Below are 21,738 nucleotides of genomic sequence, written 5' to 3'. Positions count from 1 at the left end.
GCCGCCGGCCCTGCCCGGGAAAGCCTCGCCACTCCCGAGATCCCCGCCGTCTCCGGAACCCTCCGAGACCGGCCCAGGGACCCGTCCGAGATCGTCACCCGACACCGGCCGTCGCCTTCCTGCCCCCGCTCCCGGACGCCCCGCGCTTCCTGCCGGACAGCCGCTTGGCCAGCGGCCCGTACGCCGCCCCTCCGAAGATCAGCAGCGCGCCGGTCACGATCACACCGACGATCAGTTGCACCGGCCCGATCCGGGAGATCCCTCCCGGCAGTGCCTCGAATCCCTCGGGCCGCTCCAGCAGCCCGCCGTCCAGGGGCCATGCCACGGCGTCCAGCCGGGCCTCCACCGCCGAACGGGGCACCGACCCCTGCCCGGGGTCCTGGAGGTGCACACGGGAGTCCAGCGACCCCATGCGCTCGTCCCCGAGCATGAACAGCTGGCCCTGCGGGACCGTCGCGCTGAAGGTCTTCCCCGAGGCGGGGCCCTTCTTCTGCAGATACGGTTCGTCGATCGCCGTGCCGTTGACGGTCAGCTTTCCGCCGTCACCGCAGCACGCGACCTTGTCCCCGCCGACGCCGACGACCCGCTTGACCATCGGCATGTCTCCCCACTGGGAGTCGCGGAAGACGACGATGTCCCCGCGCCGCACCTCGGCACCGTCTATCCGCTGCGCCAGCACCCGCTCCCCGACCCGTACGGTCGGCGTCATGGAGTCGGTGGGCACGGTGTACGGCTGATAGACCACGGCACCCCAGATGAACCCTCCGAGGAAGAGCACACAGCCGACGGCCACGGCCACGCCCGACAGAGCACTGCCGAGCCGGCCGTGGCCGTCATCCGTACGTCCTGTTCCCATCCCAGCGCTCCCCACCTCGGAGACTCGCCCCCGGGATGCGCTGCCCGGGGATCGTGCGATCTGGGACGGCACCCTACCCGGCGGTACGCCCGTCGGTCAGCCTCCGCCGGCGCCAGAGCACGATCGGCAGGGCACCCATCGCGCCCATCGCCAGCGGCGCGCTCGACGAGACGGCCGCCGCGGCGGTGTTGATGCCGGGCTGGTCGAAGGTGGACGGCACCGGCAGCGTCGCCCAGCGGTTGAGCGGCCACGCGACCACGACAGCGCGTCCGACGACCTTGTCGACCGGGACGAACCCGCCGTTCACGTCCTCCATGTGGTACCGGGAGTCCCGGGAGTTCTGGCGGTGGTCGCCCATCACCCAGATCCGGTCCTTCGGCACCTTGAACGGCCCGAACGGCTGGTCGTCGCAGGGGGTGTCCCCCGGGAAGATGTACGGCTCGTCGAGCGCCTTCCCGTTGACCTTGACCGGGCCGCCCTTCTTGCACTCCACCGTGTCACCGGCGACCGCGATCGTCCGCTTGATCAGGTCCTTCTCCTCGGACGAGGGCATCAGACCGATGAAGCTGAGGAACTTCTGCGCGATGTTCGGGGCCGGGGTGGGCTCACCGTCGAGCCAGCCGCCCGGGTCGTGGAAGACCACGACCTCGCCGCGCTCCGGTTCCGAGCCGAACCACGGCGTGAGCTTGTCCACGAGCACCCGGTCGCCGCGCTGCAGGGTGTCCTGCATCGAGTCCGACGGGATCGAGAAGGCCTGCACGAGGAAGGTCTTGATGAGCAGCGCGAGAAGCAGCGCGATACCGATCAGGAGCGGCAGTTCCTTCCAGAAGGATCGCTGCTTCTTCTGTCCCGTACCACTGCCATCCGCCGATCCGCCGTCCGCGCCGTGGTCGTCACCGCGCGGCGGATCGTCCGCCGTCCCGCCCGTCATTTCCGCGGGTGGCTCGGCGTGCCCGCCCGGCCTGTCCTCCGGCTGTCCGTGTCCGGATCGTGCGCCGACCGCCACATCCCCCACATCCACTCCTGTCTCCGTGCGTACCGCCTGCCCCGAAGGAGAAGCAGGCCCACCACTCCCATAACGAGCGGGAGTTCCGCAGGGCTCGGGAGCAGGATCAATCCGTTCCGATCCTGAGGAGACACACTATTCGACGCTCCGAGTGCCCCGGTCGCACCGGCGCGCGCGTTGGGGACCGATGCGTATGTCTCCGGCTCTTCCAGTCTGCGCCAGTGACCGATGGGCCAGGCGATCACGACCGCGCGCCCGACGACCTCGTCCTCGGAGACCGTGCCGCGGTCCTTCTCGTCGAGGTGGAAGCGCGAGTCGGCCGAGTTGGCGCGATGGTCACCCAGCACGAAGATCCGCCCCTTGGGTACGGCCACCTCGAACTTCAGCGTCGAAGGAACGTTTCCGGGGTTCAGATAGGGCTCGATGAGCGGGGTCCCGTTGACCGTGACGCGACCGTCCTTGTCGCAGCACTTGACGGTGTCCCCGCCGACCGCGACCACCCGCTTGATCAGGTCCTGCTCGTCGTCCGACGGCAGCAGCCCGATGAAGGTCAGGCCCTGTTTGACCTGCTTGACGACGATCGGATCCTCGGTCGTCGACGGGTTCTGCTCGTCCTGGAGCCAGCCGCCAGGATCCTTGAAGACGACGACGTCACCGCGCTCGGGCCGGGAGCCGAACCACGGCGTGAGCTTGTCCACCAGCACACGGTCCTGGATGCGGATCGTCTGCTCCATCGAGCCCGACGGGATCACGAACGCCTGCACCAGGAACGTCTTCAGCACCAGCGCGATCATCAGCGCCACGGTGATGAGGAGGGGTATCTCCTTGACGGCGGAACGACGGCGCTTGCGTTTCACCTTCTGCGCGAGCCGGCGCCGCTCGGCCCGGCCCGGCAGGGACCTGGAGCCGTTGGTCGGCCGGGTCCCGGTCGGCAGCCGGGTGTCGGACCGGTGGCTCGCACGACGCCCACGGTTACCCATGGGCGCCGTCCGGCATTCGTCCCGCTTCCGGTACGCGGGAGAAGGTGTCCGGGCGCTCCAGGGAGGTCCAGCGGCCCAGCGGCCAGCCGATCCAGTCCGCGCGCCCGATGACGTTGTCGACGGGCACCATGCCGCCGCCGGGCTCACCGAGATGGTCCCGGGAGTCGCGCGAATTGCTCCGGTGGTCCCCCATGACCCACAAAGTGCCCTCGGGAACGACGATGTCGAAGGGCACCTCGGACGGAACGTCGTCGGGATGGAGATATCTCTCGTCCAGCGGTACGCCGTTCACCTCGACCCTGCCCCCCTTGTCGCAACAGACCACACGGTCGCCGCCCACACCCACCACGCGCTTCACGAAGTCGGTCTCGGCCGGCTCGGCGAGACCCAGTGCCGCGAGCGCACCCTGTGCCGCGGCGCTGACCGGATTCTCCGCCAGGCCCTCTTGGACGAAGGAGCCCGTGCCGTCGAAGACGACCATGTCCCCGCGCTGCGGCTCCGAGTCGAAACGGTACGCCAGCTTGTTCACCAGCACCCGGTCCCCGACCTGAAGGGCCGGCTCCATGGAACTGCTGGGGATCTGGAAGGGCTGCACCACGAAACGGCTGAACATCAGGACCGCGAACGCGCAGGCCACGCCCAGCAGCGCGGCTCTCCTCCACGACATCCCGGCGAGCCGGGAGGAACGCACGGAGCGCGACCCCTCTCCCTCTACCCCGGCTTCGGGGGTGGAAGAGCGGTCGCGCTCTGTGTTCTTCGCTTCGGTGTCCATCGAGGGCGAAGCCTATCCGGCCCTTCTGTGGACACGGGCGTCGTGTGAGCCGAAGCTCAGTCGCACGACGCTCAGTTGTCGCGCTTCTCCTTGATCTTCGCGGCCTTGCCGCGCAGCTCACGGAGGTAGTACAGCTTCGCGCGACGGACGTCACCACGGGTGACGAGCTCGATCTTCTCGAAGATCGGGCTGTGCACCGGGAAGGTGCGCTCGACGCCGACGGAGAAGGAGACCTTGCGGACCGTGAAGGTCTCGCTGACGCCCGCACCCTGGCGGCGGATGACAACGCCCTTGAACTGCTGGATACGCGAGCGGTTGCCCTCGATGACGCGCACGTGGACGTTCACGGTGTCACCGGGACGGAAGGCGGGAACATCGCTGCGCAGCGAAGACGCGTTGACGTTGTCGAGCAGGTGGGCCATGGTGAGCTGCTTCCTCGCCGATGCCACAGGTCATCGACGGAACGGTCGAGAATGAGATATGGGTCGCTGTCCTCGTCGAGCGGGCGTCGGTCCCCCTGTGGCAGGGGCGCCGGCCGGACGCACAGCAGCGGCCTATTGTTCCACGGCCGGGGGCCTGCGCCAAAATCGGCCGCCGGGCTCCGGGGCCCAGCCCAGGATGGACAGCATCTCCCGGTCCTTCTTGTCGAAGCCGGCCGGGTCGCAACGCTCGATCAGGTCCGGCCTGTTGAGTGCCGTACGACGGAACGCCTCGTCCCTGCGCCAGCGCGCGATCTTCCCGTGGTGCCCGCTGACCAGCACGTCCGGAATGGCGCGGCCACGCCACTCGGGCGGCTTGGTGTAGACGGGCCCTTCGAGGAGGTTCGCCATCGCGCCGGGTGCGAACGAGTCGTCGCGGTGCGACTCCGCGTTACCGAGGACGCCGGGAAGCAGCCTCGCCACCGCCTCGGTGATCACCAGGACGGCAGCCTCGCCGCCGGCCAGGACGTAGTCGCCGATGGAGACCTCGTGGACCGGCATCCGGGTCGCGTACTCGTCGATCACCCGGCGGTCGATGCCCTCGTAGCGGGCGGGCGTGAAGATCAGCCAGGGGTTCCCGGACAATTCCACGGCGAGTTCCTGGGTGAAGGGACGGCCGCTGGGGGTGGGCACGACCAGCGCGGGGCTGTGGGCGCCTGCCTCGTAGCCGCTCGCCAGCACGTCGTCCAGGGCGTCGCCCCACGGCTCGGTCTTCATGACCATGCCGGGGCCGCCGCCGTAGGGGGTGTCGTCGACGGTGTTGTGCCGGTCGTACGTCCACTCCCGCAGATCGTGCACCTGGACGTCGAGCCGTCCGCGGGCGCGTGCCTTGCCGACCAGCGAGACGTTCAGCGGTTCCAGGTACTCGGGGAAGATCGTGACGACGTCGAGCCGCATCAGTTCTCTTCCTCGGCAGCGCGCGTCTCGGCCTCGGCATCGCGCGACGAGGCGACCTCGGCCTCGCTGTCGTCGATGAGCCCGGGCGGCGGGTCGATGACGGCCCGCTGCTCCTCCAGGTCGATGCCGGTGACGATCTCCTCGACGAAGGGGATCATCACCTCGCTGCCGTCGGGGCGTTCGACGATGAACAGGTCCTGCGACGGCAGATGGCTGATCTCGGTGATCCGGCCGATCTCGGTGCCGTCGGCGAGGACGACGTCGAGGTCCATCAGCTGGTGGTCGTAGTACTCGTCGGGCTCCTCGGGCATCTGCTCCGGGTCCACCTCGGCGATCAGCAGGGTGTTGCGCAGGGCCTCGGCGGCGGTGCGGTCGCGTACGCCCTCGAAGCGCAGCAGCAGCCGGCCACTGTGCACCCGGCCGGTCTCGATCGTCAGCGGCCCGACCGCGGCGGGCTCGGTGGCGAGGACAGCGCCGGGCCCGAGCCGCAGCTCAGGCTCGTCGGTGCGCACCTCGACGGTGACCTCGCCCTTGATGCCGTGGGCACGGCCGATCCGGGCGACTACCAACTGCACGTTGCACTCTCTCTTTCGTACGACCCCTACGACGACGGGCCGGGGACGGCTCGAAAGCCCTCCCCGGCCCGTGCCGGTGTTCCTCTGGTCAGCTGACCTGGTCCACGTCGACGAGGTCGACGCGGATGCCACGGCCGCCGATTGCGCCCACGACGGTACGCAGAGCGCGCGCGGTGCGGCCATTGCGGCCGATCACCTTACCGAGGTCGTCGGGATGGACCCGGACCTCGAGCACACGTCCACGGCGCAGGTTGCGCGAGGCGACCTGCACATCGTCCGGGTTGTCGACGATGCCCTTCACGAGGTGCTCGAGAGCCTCCTCGAGCATGCTCAGGCCTCGGTCGACTCAGTGGCGGACGCCGACGAATCGGCAGCCTCAGCCGCCTCGTCCGCCTTCTTGTCGGACTTCTTCGCCTTCGGGGTGATGGCCTCACCCTTGGACTCGCCGCCCTCGATGCTCTTGGCGAACTCGTCGAACGCGGCGCGCTTGTCGGCCTTCGGCTCAGCGACCTTCAGCGGCGCCGGGGCCGGCAGGCCCTTGTGCTTCTGCCAGTCGCCGGTGAGCTTGAGGATCGCCATGACCGGCTCGGTCGGCTGGGCGCCGACGGACAGCCAGTACTGCGCGCGCTCGGAGTCGACCTCGATGCGCGAGGGGTTCTGCACCGGGTGGTACAGACCGATCTCCTCGATGGCCCGGCCATCACGGCGGGTACGGGAGTCGGCGACGACAATGCGGTAGTGAGGCGAACGGATCTTGCCCAGACGCTTCAGCTTGATCTTGACTGCCACGGAAGTGGTGTCTCCTGGTCTTGACGTGGTTGGGCACAACGGGATGCCACGTGGGGTTGCGGTACTCGGGGTGCCCGATGGACGCGTCAGCCGGAGGAGAGAGGGGTCCTGTGCGACTGTCGAGTACAGCTAGCCATTGTGCCACACGCCGACGGCGCGCTTCCCCCCGGACCTGCACCGCCCCCGTCGGCGGCCGGTGCCGGGGGTCAGCTCGCCGCGGCGACCACTTCGGGAATACGGAAAGGCTTGCCGCAGCCACCGCAGACGATCGGGGCCTGGGCCAGGACGGACGGCACCACCCGGACGTTGCGACCGCAGTCGCAGACGGCCTTCACCCGCACACCGCCGCCCGAGGAGCCGTGCCGGGCGGCAGGTCCGCGGAAGGAGCGCTTGGTGTCGGAGGCGGTGGCGACCGTGTGCGCCTTGAGGGCGCGCTGCAGTCTCTCCATCGTGGGACGGTAGCGGCGCTTCGCCTCGGGGCTGAGCGCAACCAGGGAGAATCCGCTGCTGGGGTGCGGCTCCTCCACATGGTCGAGACCCATCTCCTCGGCGATCGCCAGGAATCGACGGTTGTGGTAGCGGCCGGCGCGTGAGGTGTCGCGGACACCTCGTGCGGCGGCGATGCCGTGGACTGCTTCGTGAAGCAGTCGCTCGAAGGAGAGCTCGGCGCCGCAGGCGGACGAGGACTCTCCGATCAGGGACTCGGGCGCGGCAAGATCCGGCAGTTCGGGGTGGTGCCGCTGAATGTCGGCCCACGCCTGTGCCAGCTCTGCGGCGAGAACAGGTGGTGTCGTGCTCACGTCGTGATAACGAGCCGAACGTCTCGCGGGTTCCATTACGGGGCATCCCAAATAATTTGCACGTACCCGTCAGTTGCCATTGATGCGTCCTGACGAGGGCGGGTGCGCTGATCTGCGGAGAAGCCTCGCAGCTCACAACAAGGTGGTACGTAGCGGCTCGTACGCCCCAGCGCGTGGACGAGCGCTGCGCGCCGGGGGCGGCGGCCCGGAGCCGGGCCGCGTGGCGCGGGCCGCGCTGCCTCAGTAGGCCCGCGCGACGATCGCGACATTACCCGGCGCGTCGTCGGCGTCGGGCACCGACCCGTCCTCGGCGACCAGACAGCGCACCGACACCGACTGCTCGGCGAGCTTCGCCTCACCCTCCTGGCCCAGCGTCGCCCAGGGGATCCTGGCCCAGCCGCCGGCGGTGGCGGCCTCGGCGGCCTCGGCGATCCCGGTCACATCGGCGGTACGGGACTCGCGCCGTTCGCGGGATTCGCGCAGCAGCTGGGCCTGGTCCTCCTCCAGCAGCGCGGGCAGCAGTCCCGCCAGGTCGTCGATGCGCACCGGCTCCTTGCCTCCCGGAATCCGGCGGGCGAGCATCGCGGTACCGGCCTCCAGGTCCCGCGGGCCGATCTCGACGCGTACCGGGACGCCCTTGAGCTCCCAGTCGACCGCACGGCGGCCGAACGGCGTGTCCGTACGGTCGTCGACGTGGACGCGCAGACCGGCGGCCTTCAGCCGGTCGCCGATCTCGCGCACCTTGGCGACGGCCTCGTCCCCCTTGATGGCCATGACGACGACCTGGACGGCGGCCAGGCGCGGCGGGACGCGCAGTCCGTTGTCGTCGCCGTGGGACATGATCAGTCCGCCGACCATCCGGGTGGAGCTGCCCCAGGAGGTCTGCCAGACGAGCTCCTGCTTGCCGTCCTTGGACAGGTACTGGGTGTTGAAGGCCTTGGCGAAGTTGGTGCCGAGCTCGTGGCTCGTACCCATCTGAAGCGCCTTGCCGTCGCCCATCATCCCTTCCAGCGTCAGGGTGTTGACGGCTCCGGCGAAGCGCTCGCGCGCGGTCTTGCGGCCGAGGACGACGTCGATACCGAGGACGTCGACCATGAATGCCGCGTACACGTTCCGGTGGATGTGCGCGGCGTAGTCCCGGGCCTCCTCGTAGGTGGCATGGGCCGTGTGGCCCTCCTGCCAGAGGAATTCCGTCGTACGCAGGAAGACGCGCGGGCGCATCTCCCAACGGACCACGTTCGCCCACTGGTTGATCAGCAGCGGCAGATCGCGGTAGCTCTGCACCCACTTCGAGAAGTAGTCGTTGATGATCGTCTCGGAGGTGGGACGGACGACGACGGGCTCCTCGAGCTCCTTGCCGCCACCGTGCGTGACCACGGCGAGCTCGGGCGCGAAGCCCTCGACGTGCTCAGCCTCGCGAGTCAGGTAAGACTGGGGGATGAAGAGCGGGAAGTAGGCGTTCTGGGCACCCGCGTCCTTGATGCGGGCATCCATCTCCTGCTGCATCCGCTCCCACAGGCCGTAGCCGTACGGCCGGATGACCATGGTGCCGCGCACCGGGCCGTTGTCCGCCAACTCGGCCTTGTTGATCAGGTCCTGGTACCAGCGAGGGAAGTCTTCAGCCTGGGGCGTGAGAACAGGTGCCTTTGCCATGGCGCGCATCGTACGGCGACACGGGTCCGACCCGTGAATCGACCGGAGCCGGGGCGCACATGCGTACGGGAAGCTCCGGGAACCCAAGCATTCCCCCCACGCCCCCTGGACGCGGGGACGCATGGGGAGTTCTCTGGCATACGGGGGATCGCACGGCGCACGGAAACACGGGGGCAGTCCAGTACTCGGCCACACACGGCGGATTGGGGCGCTTTCCATGACACCAACGCTCGTCCGACACCGACCCCGTACGGCGTCACCGACGCCCGCCGAGGCGTGCGCACGGGCCCGGGACTGGGCCGAAATCCAGGAACGGATGCTGGTGCCGCTGTACGAAGCGGTGTACTCACGCCTGGAGGTCGGTTCACGGACCCGGCTGCTCGGCCTCGGCTGCGGCTCCGGTCTCGCCCTGCTGATCGCCGCCTCGCGCGGAGCGAGCGTGACGGGCGTCGACACGGACCGGGAGCGGCTCGCCCTGGCGAAGGAACGGATGGCACCCGACGACGGACCGCGCGCGGCCGCGCCGGACGTCGACGTGGTGGACGGCGAGGTGAGGGACGCGGCCGGCGCGGCTGGGTCCCCGTACAACATGATCACGGCGTTCCAGCCGATCGGTTGCGTCGCCGGTGACACCGAGGGGCTCGGACCGGCGCTGGAAGAGGCCGTGGAGCTCGGCGAGCGCGGCAGCGCGGTGGTGCTCACCGGGTGGGGACCGCCGGAGCGCTGCGCCACCGCGGGCGTGCTGCGGGTGGCCGAGCGGATGCGCGGCAGTGGCTGGCGGCCCGCGCGGCGGGACGACCTGGAGGACGTGGCCTCGAAGGCGGGCCTGAAACCGGACGGCTCGGGCCGGGTGGCGTGCCCCTTCGGGTACGCGGACCTGGACAGTGCGGTGCGGGGACTGCTGTCGACCGGGCTCTTCTCGGCGGCGGTGCGCGCCACGGACCTGGCACAGGTCCGCAAGGAGATGGCGGAGACGCTGCATCCGTACGTCCGCGGTGACGGGACGGTGTGGATGCCGAACGTCTTCCGCTATCTGATAGCCCGGACCCCCTGAGACGCGAACCGTCCCCTCCGGCGGGAGGGGACGGTCAGCGGCGCTGACGAGGGTCGTGAGCGGCCGGGCGCATCCCTGGCGGGTGCGGCCCGGCGCGAGAGACGCGAAAGGGGTCCACGGCCTGCCGGCCGTGGACCCCTCGCGTCGTGCGTGTGAGCCGTCAGCCCATGAACTTCCTGAACTCGTCCGGCAGTTCGAAGTCCTGGTCCTGACCGCCCGGGAGGCCGAAGGCACCGCCCTGCGCGGCGGCCTGCTCGCGGCGGGCCGCGGCGGCCTCCTCCTCGGCCTTGCGCTTCATCGGGTTGCCGCTCTTGCGCTTGCCCTTGGCCTGCTTGATCTGCTTCTTCTGACGGCCGGGGCCACCACCCGTGCCGGGCATCCCGGGCATGCCCGGCATCCCCCCGCCCTGCGCCATGCGCGACATCATCTTGCGGGCCTCGAAGAACCGCTCCACCAGGTTCTTCACGGCACTGACCTCGACACCGGAGCCCTTGGCGACACGGGCACGGCGCGAGCCGTTGATGATCGTCGGGTCCTGGCGCTCGGCCGGGGTCATCGACTTGATGATCGCGGCGGTGCGGTCCACCTCGCGCTCGTCGATGTTGTTGATCTGGTCCTTCATCTGCCCCATGCCGGGCAGCATCCCGAGCAGCTTGGAGATGGAGCCCATCTTGCGGACCTGCTCCATCTGGGCCAGGAAGTCGTCGAGCGTGAAGTCCTTGCCCTTGCTGCTCGCCAGCTTGGAGGCCATTTTGGCGGCCTCTTCCTGGCTGAAGGTCTGCTCGGCCTTCTCGATCAGGCTGAGCACATCGCCCATGCCGAGGATGCGGGACGCCATGCGGTCCGGGTGGAACGCGTCGAACTCGTCCAGCTTCTCGCCGTTCGAGGCGAACATGATCTGGCGGCCGGTGACATGCGCGATGGAGAGCGCCGCACCACCGCGGGCGTCACCGTCGAGCTTGGAGAGCACCACGCCGTCGAAGCCGACGCCGTCGCGGAAGGCCTCGGCGGTGTTGACCGCGTCCTGACCGATCATGGCGTCGACGACGAAGAGGACCTCGTCGGGGCTGACGGCGTCGCGGATGTCCGCGGCCTGCTGCATCAGCTCCTGGTCGATACCCAGACGGCCGGCGGTGTCGACGACGACCACGTCGTACTGCTTGGCCTTGGCGTGCTCGATGGAGTCCTTGGCGACCTTGACCGGGTCGCCGACGCCGTTGCCCGGCTCCGGCGCGAAGACCGCGACGCCGGCGCGCTCGGCGACCACCGCGAGCTGGTTCACGGCGTTGGGCCGCTGGAGGTCACAGGCGACGAGCAGCGGGGAGTGGCCCTGTCCCTTGAGCCAGAGGCCGAGCTTTCCCGCGAGGGTGGTCTTACCGGCACCCTGGAGACCCGCGAGCATGATCACGGTCGGGGGCTGCTTGGCGAAGCGGAGCCGGCGGGTCTCGCCTCCGAGGATGCCGATGAGCTCCTCGTTGACGATCTTGATGACCTGCTGGCTGGGGTTCAGCGCCTTCGAGACCTCGGCGCCCATGGCCCGCTGCTTGACGTTCGCGATGAACGCACGGACCACGGGAAGGGCGACGTCCGCTTCGAGCAGCGCGATACGGATCTCGCGTGCTGCGGAGTCGATGTCCGCCTCGGACAGGCGGCCCCGACCGCGGAGAGTCTTGAACGTCGCACTGAGACGATCGGAAAGGGTATCGAACACGGTGGTCGCAGATCCTCGGGTCGGGGGCTGAGTCAGTCGCCCCCCAGGGTATCCGGCCGCACAAATTGCGTTACCAGGCCCGTCAGGAGCTTTCCGGACACCGGTCAGCGCAGCGCCTGCTCCACCTCTCGCGCCACTTCGGCCGCGCGGGTGTCGGAGAGCATCGACCCGTCCGCGGCCGTGACGTAGACCGTGTCGACCGCGTTGGCGCCGAGCGTCGAGACATGGGCGCTGCGCAGCCGTACGCCGGCCGTTTCCAGGGCGTGACCGATGCGGTGCAGCAGCCCGGGGGCGTCCTGGGCGCGGACCTCGATCACGGTGGCGTGCCGGGAGGCCGCGGAGGCGACGGTGACCCGGGGCGGCGGGGCCTGCACCCCGCGGCGCCGCGGATAGGCGGCCTCGCGTTCGGCGAGGCGGGACGCGATGTCCAGCGAACCGTCCAGGGCGCGGACGAGGTCGGCCCGCAGCCGGGCGGCCTGCGGCAGCGAACCGAAGGCGGCGGCGACCCGCCAGTTCAGGACGAGGACGGACCCCGGCCCCACCGCGCTCGGCAGCTCGACGGCGCTGAGATCCGCGGCACGGACCGTGAGCCGGTGCAGGGCGAGGACTCCGGCCGCGGCAGGCAGCACACGCGGCTGGTCCGGCAGGGCGATCAGCAGCTCCACACCGACCGGCTCCGGCTCACCCTCACCCTCCTCCTCCCGCTCTCCCTGGGGGTTCTCGGCCTGTGCGTGCAGCGAGAGCACCGGGCCGCCGGTGCGCAGCGCCTCGACGGCGAGCCGCTCCTGCTCCGCGCTGGGCGCGGTGGGTTCGGGCTCCTCGGGGGCCTCCCCCGCGAGGACGCCGGCGACCCGCTTGACCAGGTCGGTCACGAGCGAGCCGCGCCAGGTCGACCAGGCGGCCGGCCCGGTGGCCAGCGCGTCCGCCTCGGTCAGGGCGTGCAGCAGCTCCAGGGTGCCCGGGGACTTCACGACGGCCGCGACGGAGGCCACGGTCGCCGGGTCGTCCAGATCGCGCCGGGTGGCTGTCTCGATGAGCAGCAGATGGTGACGGACGAGGGTGGCGATGACGGCGACGTCGGCGCGGTCGAAGCCGATGCGGGTGGCGACGTCCTTGGCGATGGTCTCGCCCGCCACGGAGTGGTCGCCGGGCCAGCCCTTGCCGATGTCGTGCAGCAGGGCCGCGACCAGCAGCAGGTCGGGGCGGTGGACGCGGCGGGTCAGCGCGGAGGCCTTGACGGCTGCCTCGACGAGGTGCCGGTCGACGGTCCAGGTGTGCACGGCGTTGCGCTGCGGCCGGCACCGCACCCGCTCCCAGTCGGGCAGCAGGCGGGTGATCAGTCCTTCGGCCTCCAGCGCCTCCCAGACGGCGACGGTGGACTCACCGGCCCCGAGCAGGGTGACGAGCTCCTCGCGGGCCTCGGCGGGCCACGGCACGGGCAGCGGGCGGGTGGCGGCCGCGAGCCGCCGGACGGCGTGCAGGGAGAGCGGGAGCCCGTTCTGGGCGGCGGCCGCGGCGGCCCGCAGTGGCAGCACGGGGTCGCGTTCGGGCTTCACGGTGCGGGCGAGCACCACTTCGCCGTCGAACTCGACGACGCCCTCGGCCAGCGGGGTGCGCTCCGGCTCCGGCCGGCGCCCCGCGCCGAGCATGGCCCTCAGCCGGGGGCGTACGGACCGCGCCTTGAGGACGCGGTTCACCTCGCGCCAGGTGACATCGGTGGCGTACGAGACGGTCCGGGCCGCCTCGTACACCTGGCGCAGCAGGGCGTCGGCGTCCAGCAGGCCGAGCTCGGCGGCGACCTGGTCCTGCTCCTGGAGGGCGAGGCGGTCGGTGGCCCGTCCGGTGACCAGGTGCAGGGCGTCGCGGGCGTCGAGCAGGGTCCGGCGCGCATCGGCGAGGCCCTCGCGCGGCGCGTCGGCGAGCCAGGACGCGGCGACGGCCCGCAGTGCGGTGGCGTCCCGCAGCCCGCCGCGTGCCTCCTTGAGGTCGGGCTCCAGCAGGAACTGCAACTCGCCCTGGCGCTCTGCCCGTTCCCGGCACAGCTCGTCCAGCTCGGGCAGCCGCTTGGTGGCTTGATTCCGCCAGTCGGCGAGGACGGTGGTTCGCAGCGCGGAGACCAGCCCCAGATCACCGGCGACCGGGCGGGCGTCCAGCAGCCCGAGCTGGACCTTCAGGTCCTCGCCCGCCGTCTTGCGGGCCTCCCCCGGGGTGCGTACGGAATGGTCGAGGGCGAGCCCGAGGTCCCACACCGGGTACCAGATGCGGTCCGCGAGCGTGGCGATCGCGCCGGAGCCCGCGGAGCCGTCGTGGAGCAGCAGCAGGTCCAGGTCGCTGCGCGGGGAGAGCTCACCCCGCCCGTAGCCGCCGACGGCCACGAGCGCCGCGCCGCGCACCCCGGCCTCCTGGCAGGCCGTGCCGAACAGCGCGGCCAGCCACCGGTCCGTGAGGCCGGCGAGGGCCGCACGGCGCGGCGGCCCGGACTGCTCCTTCTCGGTGAGAAGGTGCAGCCGGGCCGCCGCGTAGCCGCTGGGTCCCGAGTCTTCCGCGTCGGTCGTCACTTCGAGGCTCGTCACCCGGCAGCTCCCTTTCGTCCTACAGCGCGTCCGGGCCGCGTTCGCCCGTGCGCACTCGTACCGCCGTCTCGACGGGAACGCTCCACACCTTGCCGTCACCGATCTTGCCCGTTCGGGCGGCCTTGACCACCACATCGATGAGCTGTTCGGCCTCCTCGTCCTCGACCAGCACCTCGATGCGGATCTTCGGTACGAGGTCGACCGTGTACTCCGCACCGCGGTAGACCTCGGTGTGGCCGCGCTGGCGGCCGTATCCGCTGGCCTCGGTGACCGTGAGCCCCTGGACGCCGAAGGCCTGGAGGGCCTCCTTGATCTCGTCCAGCCGGTGCGGCTTCACGACTGCGGTGATGAGCTTCATGCGTCCACCTTCTTGTTCGGCGCTGCGGAAACGGCGTCACTCGGCCCGGGGGCTGCCTTGCGGGACCCGGCGCCGCCGCCCGCTCCGCTGAAGTCGTACGCGGTCTCCGCGTGCTCGTCCTGGTCGATGCCGGAGACCTCGACGTCCTCGTCGACCCGCATGCCCATCGTCTTGTCGATGACGAAGGCGAGGAGTGCCGAGGCCACCAGAGAGTAGGCCAGGACCGCGAAGACTCCGGTGGCCTGCTTGCCGAGCTGGTCGAGTCCGCCGCCGTAGAACAGGCCCTTCGCGTCCGACTGCACTCCGCCGGTGGCGAAGAAGCCGACCAGCAGGGATCCGACGACACCGCCGACGAGGTGGACACCGACGACGTCGAGGGAGTCGTCGTAGCCGAACCGGAACTTCAGGCCCACGGCCATGGCGCACAGCACACCGGCGATGGCGCCCACCGCGATGGCGCCGAGCGGGCTCACGGCACCGCCGGAGGGCGTGATGGCGACGAGACCGGCGACCGCACCGGAGGCGGCACCGAGGGTGGTGAACGCACCGTGGCGGATCTTCTCGTACGCCAGCCAGGCGAGCATGGCGGCGGCGGTGGCGACCTGGGTGTTGACGAACATCACGGCGCCCACGCCGTCGTCGTTGCCGAGCCACGAGCCGGCGTTGAAGCCGAACCAGCCGAACCACAGCAGGCCGGCGCCCAGCATCACCAGCGGAAGGCTGTGCGGCCGCATCGGGTCCCTCTTGAAGCCGACGCGCTTGCCGATGACGAGGATCACGCCGAGAGCCGCGGCACCCGCGTTGATGTGGACGGCGGTACCGCCGGCGAAGTCGATGACCCCCATCTCGAAGAGCCAGCCGCCCGCGCCCCAGACCCAGTGGGCGACCGGGAAGTAGACCACGGTGACCCACAGGGTGATGAACAGCGCCCAGGCGGTGAACTTCACCCGGTCCGCGAGCGCACCGCTGATCAGCGCGGGGGTGATGATGGCGAACATCAGCTGGAAGACGGCGAAGACGTACACCGGGATGGTGTAGCCGTCCCACAGCTGGGTGAGGCCGAGGCCGCTCAGCCCCACATAGTCGGACGACCAGCCGATGAGGGAGCCGTGGTCGGTGCCGAAGGCGAGGCTGAATCCGTACAGGACCCAGAGGATGGTGACGATCCCCAGGCTGATGAAGCTCATCATGAGCATGTTCAGCGTGGACTTGACGCGGACCATGCCTCCGTAGAAGAAGGCCAGGCCCGGCGTCATCAGCATCACGAGGGCGGAGCAGATGAGCATGAAGCCGGTGTTGGCGGCAGACAGCGTGGGTGCGTCTGCGGCAAGCGTCGAGATGCCTGGAGGCATCGGCGTCTCCTCGTCGTCGGTGCGGCGGCGGGTGCCGGGAAACTTCCGGAGCCTGAGCGATTCGGGCGAGCCGGTTATGCGCCATGAGGTTGGCGCAGCGCGGTTTCCGACAATGCCGCACGATGTTTCGCCGCAGTGACGAAGAGGTCCGGCGTGTTACGCAGCCATGAACTGACGGCTCAAGGATGTGGCCCGGGCGTATCCTCTGCGCACATCACGGACCGGCCGCGGCGGTCACCCGATTGACCTGGCACGGGGGAGCCGAGTCGGGCTGTCGGGGTGATCGCCGCGGCCGGAGTACAAGGGGACGCGGGAGCCGGGTGTCGGGGGACGCGGCCCTCAGACGGCCTCCGCGGTCTCGGGCAGCTGCGAGGTCAGCAGGTCGGTGAGGTGGGCGACCTCGGGCACGTCACCGAAGTCACGGGCGGCGGTGTCCACGGTCTTGCGGAGCCGGGTGTTGACCCGCTCGGAACGGACCCGCTTGGCGACGGTGAGGGCCTGGGACGCGAGGGCCGTCGACTGCTCGGGCTCCCTCTTGAGCAGATGGACCGTCGCCATACCGACCAGATTCAGTGCGTACGACCGCTGGTGCTCGTCGTCCTTGCCGAAGAGGTCGACGGCACGCTCCATGACCGGCTCGGCGAGGGAGGCGTAGGTGGGGCTGCGGCCGGCCACATAGGCCAGGTCGCGGTAGGAATGGGCGTTCTCGCCGTTGAGCTCGGCCTCGGAGAAGAACCGGATCCAGTCGGGCTCGGGCTCGCCGTCGATGCCGGCGTCGGAGAAGGTGTCCTCGGCCATCCGGACCGCCCGCTTGCACTTACTGGGCTGGCCCATGTTGGCGTACGCGCGGGCCTCCATCGCATACAGCATGGCCTGGGTGCGCGGGGTGGCGCAGTCGCGGCTGCCGTACTGGGCGAGGTGGACGAGCTCCAGCGCGTCGTCGGGCCGTCCCAGGTGGATCATCTGACGGCTCATCGACGACAGGATGTACGAGCCGAGCGGCTTGTCGCCCGCCTCCTTGGCGGCGTGCAGCGCCAGCACGAAGTACTTCTGCGCGGTGGGCTGGAGGCCCACGTCGTAGCTCATCCAGCCGGCGAGCTCGGCGAGTTCCGCCGCGCAGACGAACAGACGCCGGGACGTGTCCTGCGGCTGCGGTTCCTGGAGCAGGTCGGTGACCTCGTGCAGCTGGCCGACGACCGCCTTGCGGCGCAGCCCGCCGCCGCACTGGGCGTCCCACTGGCGGAACATGGCGGTGGTGGATTCGAGCAGGTCCAGCTCGGGACCGGAGAGCCGGGAGCCCCTGCGCCCGCCAGCGGTGGGCTCGGATCCGGTCTGCTCGGAGGCGGGCGAGGGCACCAGCCAGCGCTGCATGGGCTCGACGAGGGCGGGTCCCGCAGCCAGTGCCAGCGATGTCCCGAGGAAGCCGCGCCGCGCCAGCATGAGGTCGCTGCGCGAGAACTCGCTGAGCAGGGCGACGGTCTGCGGGCCCGCCCAGGGAAGATCCACGCCGGACACCGAGGGTGACTGGTGCGCGGAGCGGAGACCGAGGTCCTCGATCGCGACGACGCTGCCGAAGCGCTCCGAGAACAGTTCCGACAGGATCCGCGGAATCGGCTCACGCGGCTGCTCGCCGTCGAGCCAGCGCCGCACCCGCGAGGTGTCGGTGCTGATGTGGTGGGCGCCCATCTGCCGCGCCCGGCGGTTGACTTGGCGTGCCAGCTCGCCCTTGGACCAACCGCTGCGCACGAACCACGAACTCAGCTGCTCGTTCGGGCGCTTGCCGGTATTCGTACCGGCGCCGCTGCCGTCCACTGGAACGCCCCCATCCACTGATGCCCTGTCGCGCGAACCCCTACCAGAATGCCGCGAGTTGCGGCTCTCCGTACGGTGGATGCACTCCTTCGAACGGGAAGCCGAATTGCCTCCGGCATACCCGTGAGTACACACACTTCCAGGGTTCGTGCACTGAAAGTAATCCTACGATCACCGACTCAGCGAGTGGGATTGCAGAAACGCCACCATTCGCCACCCCTTCGAATGAACTCCCTTGCGGTCAGGCGCGATTCACTTGACACGGGACGATCGAGAGGGAGCGGAGCGATGCGCGCAGGGGCGCGCGGCCCGGTCCGCACCACTCCTCGCACCACAGTGCGCCGTCGGAGCTTCACCGATTGCGACGCTGTGTAACGAGGAGACTTCAGGTCGTAACCACCGGCGAGCGCAACCCGTTGGAGGGGGCATGGGCTTCACTATCGGCGGCATGCGGGACATCCGGTCCGGCTCACGACGCCGCGGCCGCACCACGGAGTGCACCGTGGTGGCGGAGTACACCGGCCTGTGGGGCTGGGCCGTCGTGCCAGGGGCGCGGGCGGCGTCCGGCGACTGCTCGTGCGGCGTCCCGGAGTGTGCGTCCCCCGGGGCTCATCCCCTGGGCTACGCACCCGAGATCCCGGCCGGCGCGACGCTGGACGATGTCACCAAGGCGTGGGCGGAGGTACCCGGTGCGGCCGTGCTGCTGCCCGTCGGCCGCACCTTCGACATCCTGGACGTCGCCGCACCGGCCGGCCGGCGCGCGCTGGTGCGTCTGGAGCGGATGGGACTGCCGCTGGGCCCGGTCTCGGCGACTCCGGACGGGCGCTGCCAGTTCTTCGTGGCGCCTGGCGCCGCCGCCGAACTTCCGCACCTGCTCTACCGGATGGGCTGGGACGACGCCGGGCTCGATCTGCACTGCCTGGGGCCGGGCAGTCACATCACCGCGCCGCCCTCCGACCACGCGGGCCTCGGACCGGTCAGCTGGCTGCGGGCGCCCTCGCTGGACACCGCCGTCGCGCCGCCGCAGGCGCGGCTGCTGCTGGGCACGCTGGCGTACATCTGCCACCGCTCGGCGGCTTGAGGCCCGCAGGGCAACCGACGCACGAGGGCGGGGCCGGATACTCCGGCCCCGCCCTCGTGCGTCCACTGTCCGGGGCTCGCCCCGGCTCTTCCTCACTCCCCGATGAGCGCGTCGACGAACGCCTCCGGCTCGAACGGCGCCAGGTCGTCGGCACCCTCGCCCAGACCCACCAGCTTCACCGGTACGCCCAGCTCACGCTGGACCGCGATGACGATGCCGCCCTTGGCGGTGCCGTCGAGCTTGGTCAGCACAATGCCGGTGATGTCCACGACCTCCGCGAACACCCGCGCCTGCACGAGACCGTTCTGACCGGTCGTGGCGTCGAGGACCAGCAGGATCTCGTCCAGCGGGCCGTGCTTCTCGACCACGCGCTTGACCTTGCCGAGCTCGTCCATCAGGCCGGTCTTGGTGTGCAGCCGGCCCGCCGTGTCGATGAGCACCACGTCGGCGCCCTCGGCGATGCCTTCCTTCACGGCGTCGAACGCGATCGAGGCCGGGTCGCCGCCCTCGGGTCCGCGCACGGTGCGGGCGCCGACGCGCTCGCCCCACGTCTGGAGCTGATCGGCCGCCGCCGCACGGAAGGTGTCCGCGGCGCCGAGGACGACCGAGCGGCCGTCGGCGACGAGCACCCGGGCGAGCTTGCCGGTCGTGGTGGTCTTACCGGTGCCGTTGACACCGACGACCATGACGACGCCCGGGGTGTCCAGGCCGCTCTCGGTCTTGACCTCACGGTCGACGTCGGTGCCGATGAGCGCCAGCAGCTCCTCGCGGAGCAGGTTGCGCAGATCGTCCGGCGTACGCGTGCCGAGCACCCTGACCCGCTCGCGCAGCCGCTCGACGAGCTCCTGGGTCGGCGCCACACCGACGTCGGCGGTGAGCAGCGTGTCCTCGATCTCCTCCCATGTCTCCTCGTCGAGGTGCTCGCGGGACAGGAGCGTGAGCAGCCCCTTGCCGAGCGAGTTCTGCGAGCGGGCGAGGCGGGCGCGCAGCCGGACGAGCCGGCCGGCGGTGGGCTCCGGGATCTCGATCGCGGGGGCGGGGGGCTCGGCGACGACCGGGTCCTCGACGGCGACCGGCGTGTCGGCGGCCTCCTCGGCCGACGGGAGGTCGACCTCCTCGATGGTTCGGCGTGGCTCGTCCCGCGGTGTCTCCGCCTCGTCGCCGACATGCGGCTCGGCGGGCGGAGCGGTGATGGTCGGCGTGCTCGACGGCGCCGAGGGCGGCAGCTTCTTCTTCTTGCGGCTGCTGACCACGAGACCGCTGATCGCGCCGAGAGCGACCAGGGCGATGACTACGGCAAGGATGACGATTTCCATAACCCACCCAGTATCGGCCACGACTCTTCGGCCGCGGCGGCGTCGGACGGTCCTTCAGGGACCTCGGACTGTATTTGGACCTTTTGGGGGGTACATACGATGCTGGTGACTCCGGTTTTCCGCCGGCACCGGCACTGTCCCGGAGTCCCCCCACCCTCTTCACGGAGCTCCCCCATGCCCCACGCCTCCGATGCCGAAGGCGCGACAGAGAGCGCGGTCGAGACGCGCGGCCTCGAACCCGTCCCCGACGGGGAGCGCACAGGCCACGTCCGCGAACTGTTCCCCACCTGGGTCGCCGCCAACATCAGTGTGCTGTTGCTCACGATGGGCGCGGGTCTGGTGGTGTTCAACGGTCTGAACTTCTGGCAGGTCCTGGTCGTCGCGATCGCGGCCCCCGTCGTCTCGTACGGCATCGTCGGCCTGATATCCGTGGCGGGCAAGCGGGGCGGCTCCCCCGGCATGGCCCTGTCCCGCGCGGTCTTCGGGCAGCGCGGCAATCTGCTGCCGGGCTCGCTGATCTGGGTGGCGCGCTGGGGCTGGGAGACGATCAACGCGGTGACCGGCGCCTATGCCGTGCTGACCGTGCTGGATCTGCTCTTCGGCGTACGCAGCAACACCGCGCTGATCATCGTGACGCTGCTGCTCTTCGTCGCCTGCACCTTCCTCGTGTCGGGGCTGGGCATCAACGCCCTGCGGCGGTGCAGCACCTGGTCGACCTATCTCTTCGGCGCCTTCAGCGTGCTCGTCCTGGTCCACCTGGTCACTCACACGGACTGGTCGGCGGTCTTCGACAAGCCGGCCGGGTCGACGGCGATGATGATCGCCGGCATCGGCACGATCGCGGCGGGCGGCATCAGCTGGGTCCCCTCGGGCCCGGACTTCACCCGCTATCTGCCGCGGACGGCGTCCAGCCGCGCGGTGGTCGGCTCGACGATCGGCGGCGCCGGGATCGTCGTCCTGCCGATGGTGCTGATGGGCGCGGTGATGGCGGTCTCGACTCCGGACCTGGCGCGTGCCACCGACCCGGTGGCGTTCATCGGCGAGATCCTGCCGTTGTGGCTCGCCGTGCCCTATCTGCTGATCGCCCTGGTCGGCATGCTGCTGATCAACTCCATGTCCATGTACTCGGCGGGCTTCACCGCGCAGACCCTGGGCATCCGGGTCCCGCGCACCTGGGCCGTCAGTGTGAACGCGGTCATCAGCCTGGTCCTCGGCTTCCTGCTGATGGTGGTGGCGACCAGTTTCACCGGCTCGTTCATCTCGTTCCTGACGCTGCTCGCGGTGGCGTTCTCCGCGTGGATCGGTGTCTTCGGCGTGGACATGCTGCGCCGGAAGGAGTACGACGGCGCGGCCCTGATGGACACCACGCGCACCAGCGCCTACTGGTACCGCGGCGGTTTCGCCTGGCAGGCGACGGCGTCCTGGGCCGCCGCGCTGCTGGTGGGTCTGCTGTTCACCAAGGTCGACTGGTTCTCGGGACCGCTCGCCTCGTCGTGGCTCGGCGAGAACGGTCTCGGCTGGGGAGTGACGATCGTGGTGGCGGCGGCGCTCTACGCGGTGCTGCCCCGGACCGGGACCCCGGCCGCGGCGAGCACACAAGCGGCGGAAGCCGAACCCGTACGCCTGTCGCTCTGACTGCGGCGGGGCCTGTGAGCCACGCTCCTCCCCCGCCGC

General features: G+C 70.4%; 19 protein-coding genes and 1 pseudogene. 3 read left to right on the top strand and 17 right to left on the bottom strand.

From position 1 onward, the window contains the following. Positions 1 to 94: 94 nt before the first annotated feature. The 11 genes and pseudogenes from lepB (ACQPWZ_RS26250) to proS all read right to left on the bottom strand — a co-directional run bounded on the left by lepB (ACQPWZ_RS26250) (position 95) and on the right by proS (position 8,807). The gene (gene lepB, locus ACQPWZ_RS26250; protein WP_340475660.1) at positions 95 to 856 is read right to left on the bottom strand and encodes a signal peptidase I; all 762 of its coding nucleotides are present in this window, start codon (positions 854 to 856) and stop codon (positions 95 to 97) included. A gap of 73 nt (positions 857 to 929) precedes the next feature. Then, entirely contained in the window at positions 930 to 1,862 is a 933-nt protein-coding gene (lepB, locus tag ACQPWZ_RS26245) for a signal peptidase I (RefSeq protein WP_340478021.1), read from the bottom strand. Beyond that, positions 1,750 to 2,842, bottom strand: a pseudogene (lepB, locus tag ACQPWZ_RS26240) (signal peptidase I). Before lepB (ACQPWZ_RS26240) ends, lepB (ACQPWZ_RS26245) begins: the two are co-directional and overlap by 113 nt. After that, on the bottom strand, positions 2,835 to 3,614 hold the full coding sequence (gene lepB / locus ACQPWZ_RS26235) for a signal peptidase I (RefSeq protein ID WP_340475659.1): 780 nt from the start codon (positions 3,612 to 3,614) through the stop codon (positions 2,835 to 2,837). The pseudogene lepB (ACQPWZ_RS26240) and the gene lepB (ACQPWZ_RS26235) overlap by 8 nt, the downstream one beginning before the upstream one ends. A 71-nt stretch (positions 3,615 to 3,685) precedes the next feature. Then, positions 3,686 to 4,036 carry a 50S ribosomal protein L19 gene (gene rplS / locus ACQPWZ_RS26230; RefSeq protein WP_340475657.1) on the bottom strand — a complete coding sequence of 117 codons (351 nt, stop codon included), beginning with the start codon at positions 4,034 to 4,036 and terminating at the stop codon, positions 3,686 to 3,688. Positions 4,037 to 4,168: 132 nt separating this feature from the next. Then, positions 4,169 to 4,990 (bottom strand): tRNA (guanosine(37)-N1)-methyltransferase TrmD, encoded by an 822-nt coding sequence (gene trmD / locus ACQPWZ_RS26225; RefSeq protein ID WP_340475656.1) that lies wholly within the window; start codon positions 4,988 to 4,990, stop codon positions 4,169 to 4,171. Further along, positions 4,990 to 5,565, bottom strand: coding sequence for a ribosome maturation factor RimM (gene rimM / locus ACQPWZ_RS26220; protein ID WP_433572522.1), 576 nt, complete (start codon positions 5,563 to 5,565; stop codon positions 4,990 to 4,992). The genes trmD and rimM overlap by 1 nt, the downstream gene beginning before the upstream one ends. Before the next feature lie 88 nt (positions 5,566 to 5,653). Beyond that, on the bottom strand, positions 5,654 to 5,893 hold the full coding sequence (locus ACQPWZ_RS26215; protein WP_003958958.1) for an RNA-binding protein: 240 nt from the start codon (positions 5,891 to 5,893) through the stop codon (positions 5,654 to 5,656). 2 nt (positions 5,894 to 5,895) lie between these two features. Continuing rightward, a complete protein-coding gene (rpsP, locus tag ACQPWZ_RS26210) occupies positions 5,896 to 6,354 on the bottom strand; it encodes a 30S ribosomal protein S16 (RefSeq protein WP_383235246.1) in 459 nt (152 codons plus the stop codon). Between the two features lie 206 nt (positions 6,355 to 6,560). Beyond that, positions 6,561 to 7,154, bottom strand: coding sequence for a hypothetical protein (locus ACQPWZ_RS26205; protein WP_313943844.1), 594 nt, complete (start codon positions 7,152 to 7,154; stop codon positions 6,561 to 6,563). A 240-nt stretch (positions 7,155 to 7,394) separates the two neighbouring features. Then, positions 7,395 to 8,807 (bottom strand): proline--tRNA ligase, encoded by a 1,413-nt coding sequence (gene proS / locus ACQPWZ_RS26200; RefSeq protein ID WP_328861860.1) that lies wholly within the window; start codon positions 8,805 to 8,807, stop codon positions 7,395 to 7,397. Between the two features lie 217 nt (positions 8,808 to 9,024). Between proS and ACQPWZ_RS26195 the strand changes: the two genes are divergently transcribed. Further along, entirely contained in the window at positions 9,025 to 9,861 is an 837-nt protein-coding gene (locus ACQPWZ_RS26195; protein ID WP_433572521.1) for a methyltransferase domain-containing protein, read from the top strand. A 160-nt stretch (positions 9,862 to 10,021) separates the two neighbouring features. Here ACQPWZ_RS26195 and ffh read toward each other — a convergent pair whose 3' ends face one another. The 5 genes from ffh to nsdA all read right to left on the bottom strand — a co-directional run bounded on the left by ffh (position 10,022) and on the right by nsdA (position 17,667). Next, positions 10,022 to 11,572, bottom strand: coding sequence for a signal recognition particle protein (gene ffh, locus ACQPWZ_RS26190; RefSeq protein WP_433572520.1), 1,551 nt, complete (start codon positions 11,570 to 11,572; stop codon positions 10,022 to 10,024). 104 nt (positions 11,573 to 11,676) lie between these two features. Beyond that, positions 11,677 to 14,145, bottom strand: coding sequence for a [protein-PII] uridylyltransferase (locus tag ACQPWZ_RS26185; protein ID WP_433572519.1), 2,469 nt, complete (start codon positions 14,143 to 14,145; stop codon positions 11,677 to 11,679). 19 nt (positions 14,146 to 14,164) lie between these two features. Beyond that, complete coding sequence (locus ACQPWZ_RS26180) at positions 14,165 to 14,503, bottom strand: P-II family nitrogen regulator (protein WP_313943849.1); 339 nt, start codon at positions 14,501 to 14,503, stop codon at positions 14,165 to 14,167. Further along, complete coding sequence (locus ACQPWZ_RS26175; protein WP_433572518.1) at positions 14,500 to 15,855, bottom strand: ammonium transporter; 1,356 nt, start codon at positions 15,853 to 15,855, stop codon at positions 14,500 to 14,502. The genes ACQPWZ_RS26180 and ACQPWZ_RS26175 overlap by 4 nt, the downstream gene beginning before the upstream one ends. A gap of 339 nt (positions 15,856 to 16,194) precedes the next feature. After that, positions 16,195 to 17,667: a transcriptional repressor NsdA gene (nsdA, locus tag ACQPWZ_RS26170; RefSeq protein WP_433572517.1), complete on the bottom strand. Its 1,473-nt coding sequence runs from the start codon at positions 17,665 to 17,667 to the stop codon at positions 16,195 to 16,197. A 427-nt stretch (positions 17,668 to 18,094) separates the two neighbouring features. Here nsdA and ACQPWZ_RS26165 point away from each other — a divergent pair, with 427 nt between their 5' ends. Next, positions 18,095 to 18,748 carry a bifunctional DNA primase/polymerase gene (locus tag ACQPWZ_RS26165; RefSeq protein ID WP_340475644.1) on the top strand — a complete coding sequence of 218 codons (654 nt, stop codon included), beginning with the start codon at positions 18,095 to 18,097 and terminating at the stop codon, positions 18,746 to 18,748. A gap of 92 nt (positions 18,749 to 18,840) precedes the next feature. On the opposite strand, the gene ftsY is transcribed toward ACQPWZ_RS26165, so the two are convergent. Next, positions 18,841 to 20,064 (bottom strand): signal recognition particle-docking protein FtsY, encoded by a 1,224-nt coding sequence (gene ftsY, locus ACQPWZ_RS26160; RefSeq protein WP_340475643.1) that lies wholly within the window; start codon positions 20,062 to 20,064, stop codon positions 18,841 to 18,843. A gap of 174 nt (positions 20,065 to 20,238) precedes the next feature. Between ftsY and ACQPWZ_RS26155 the strand changes: the two genes are divergently transcribed. Then, positions 20,239 to 21,699, top strand: a complete 1,461-nt coding sequence (locus ACQPWZ_RS26155) for a cytosine permease (protein WP_433572516.1) — start codon at positions 20,239 to 20,241, stop codon at positions 21,697 to 21,699. Positions 21,700 to 21,738 lie beyond the last annotated feature (39 nt).

The sequence above is a fragment of the Streptomyces sp. CA-251247 genome (genome assembly GCF_050952975.1).
Lineage (GTDB): Bacteria > Actinomycetota > Actinomycetes > Streptomycetales > Streptomycetaceae > Streptomyces > Streptomyces achmelvichensis.
This window is presented reverse-complemented; position numbering and strand designations above follow the sequence as displayed.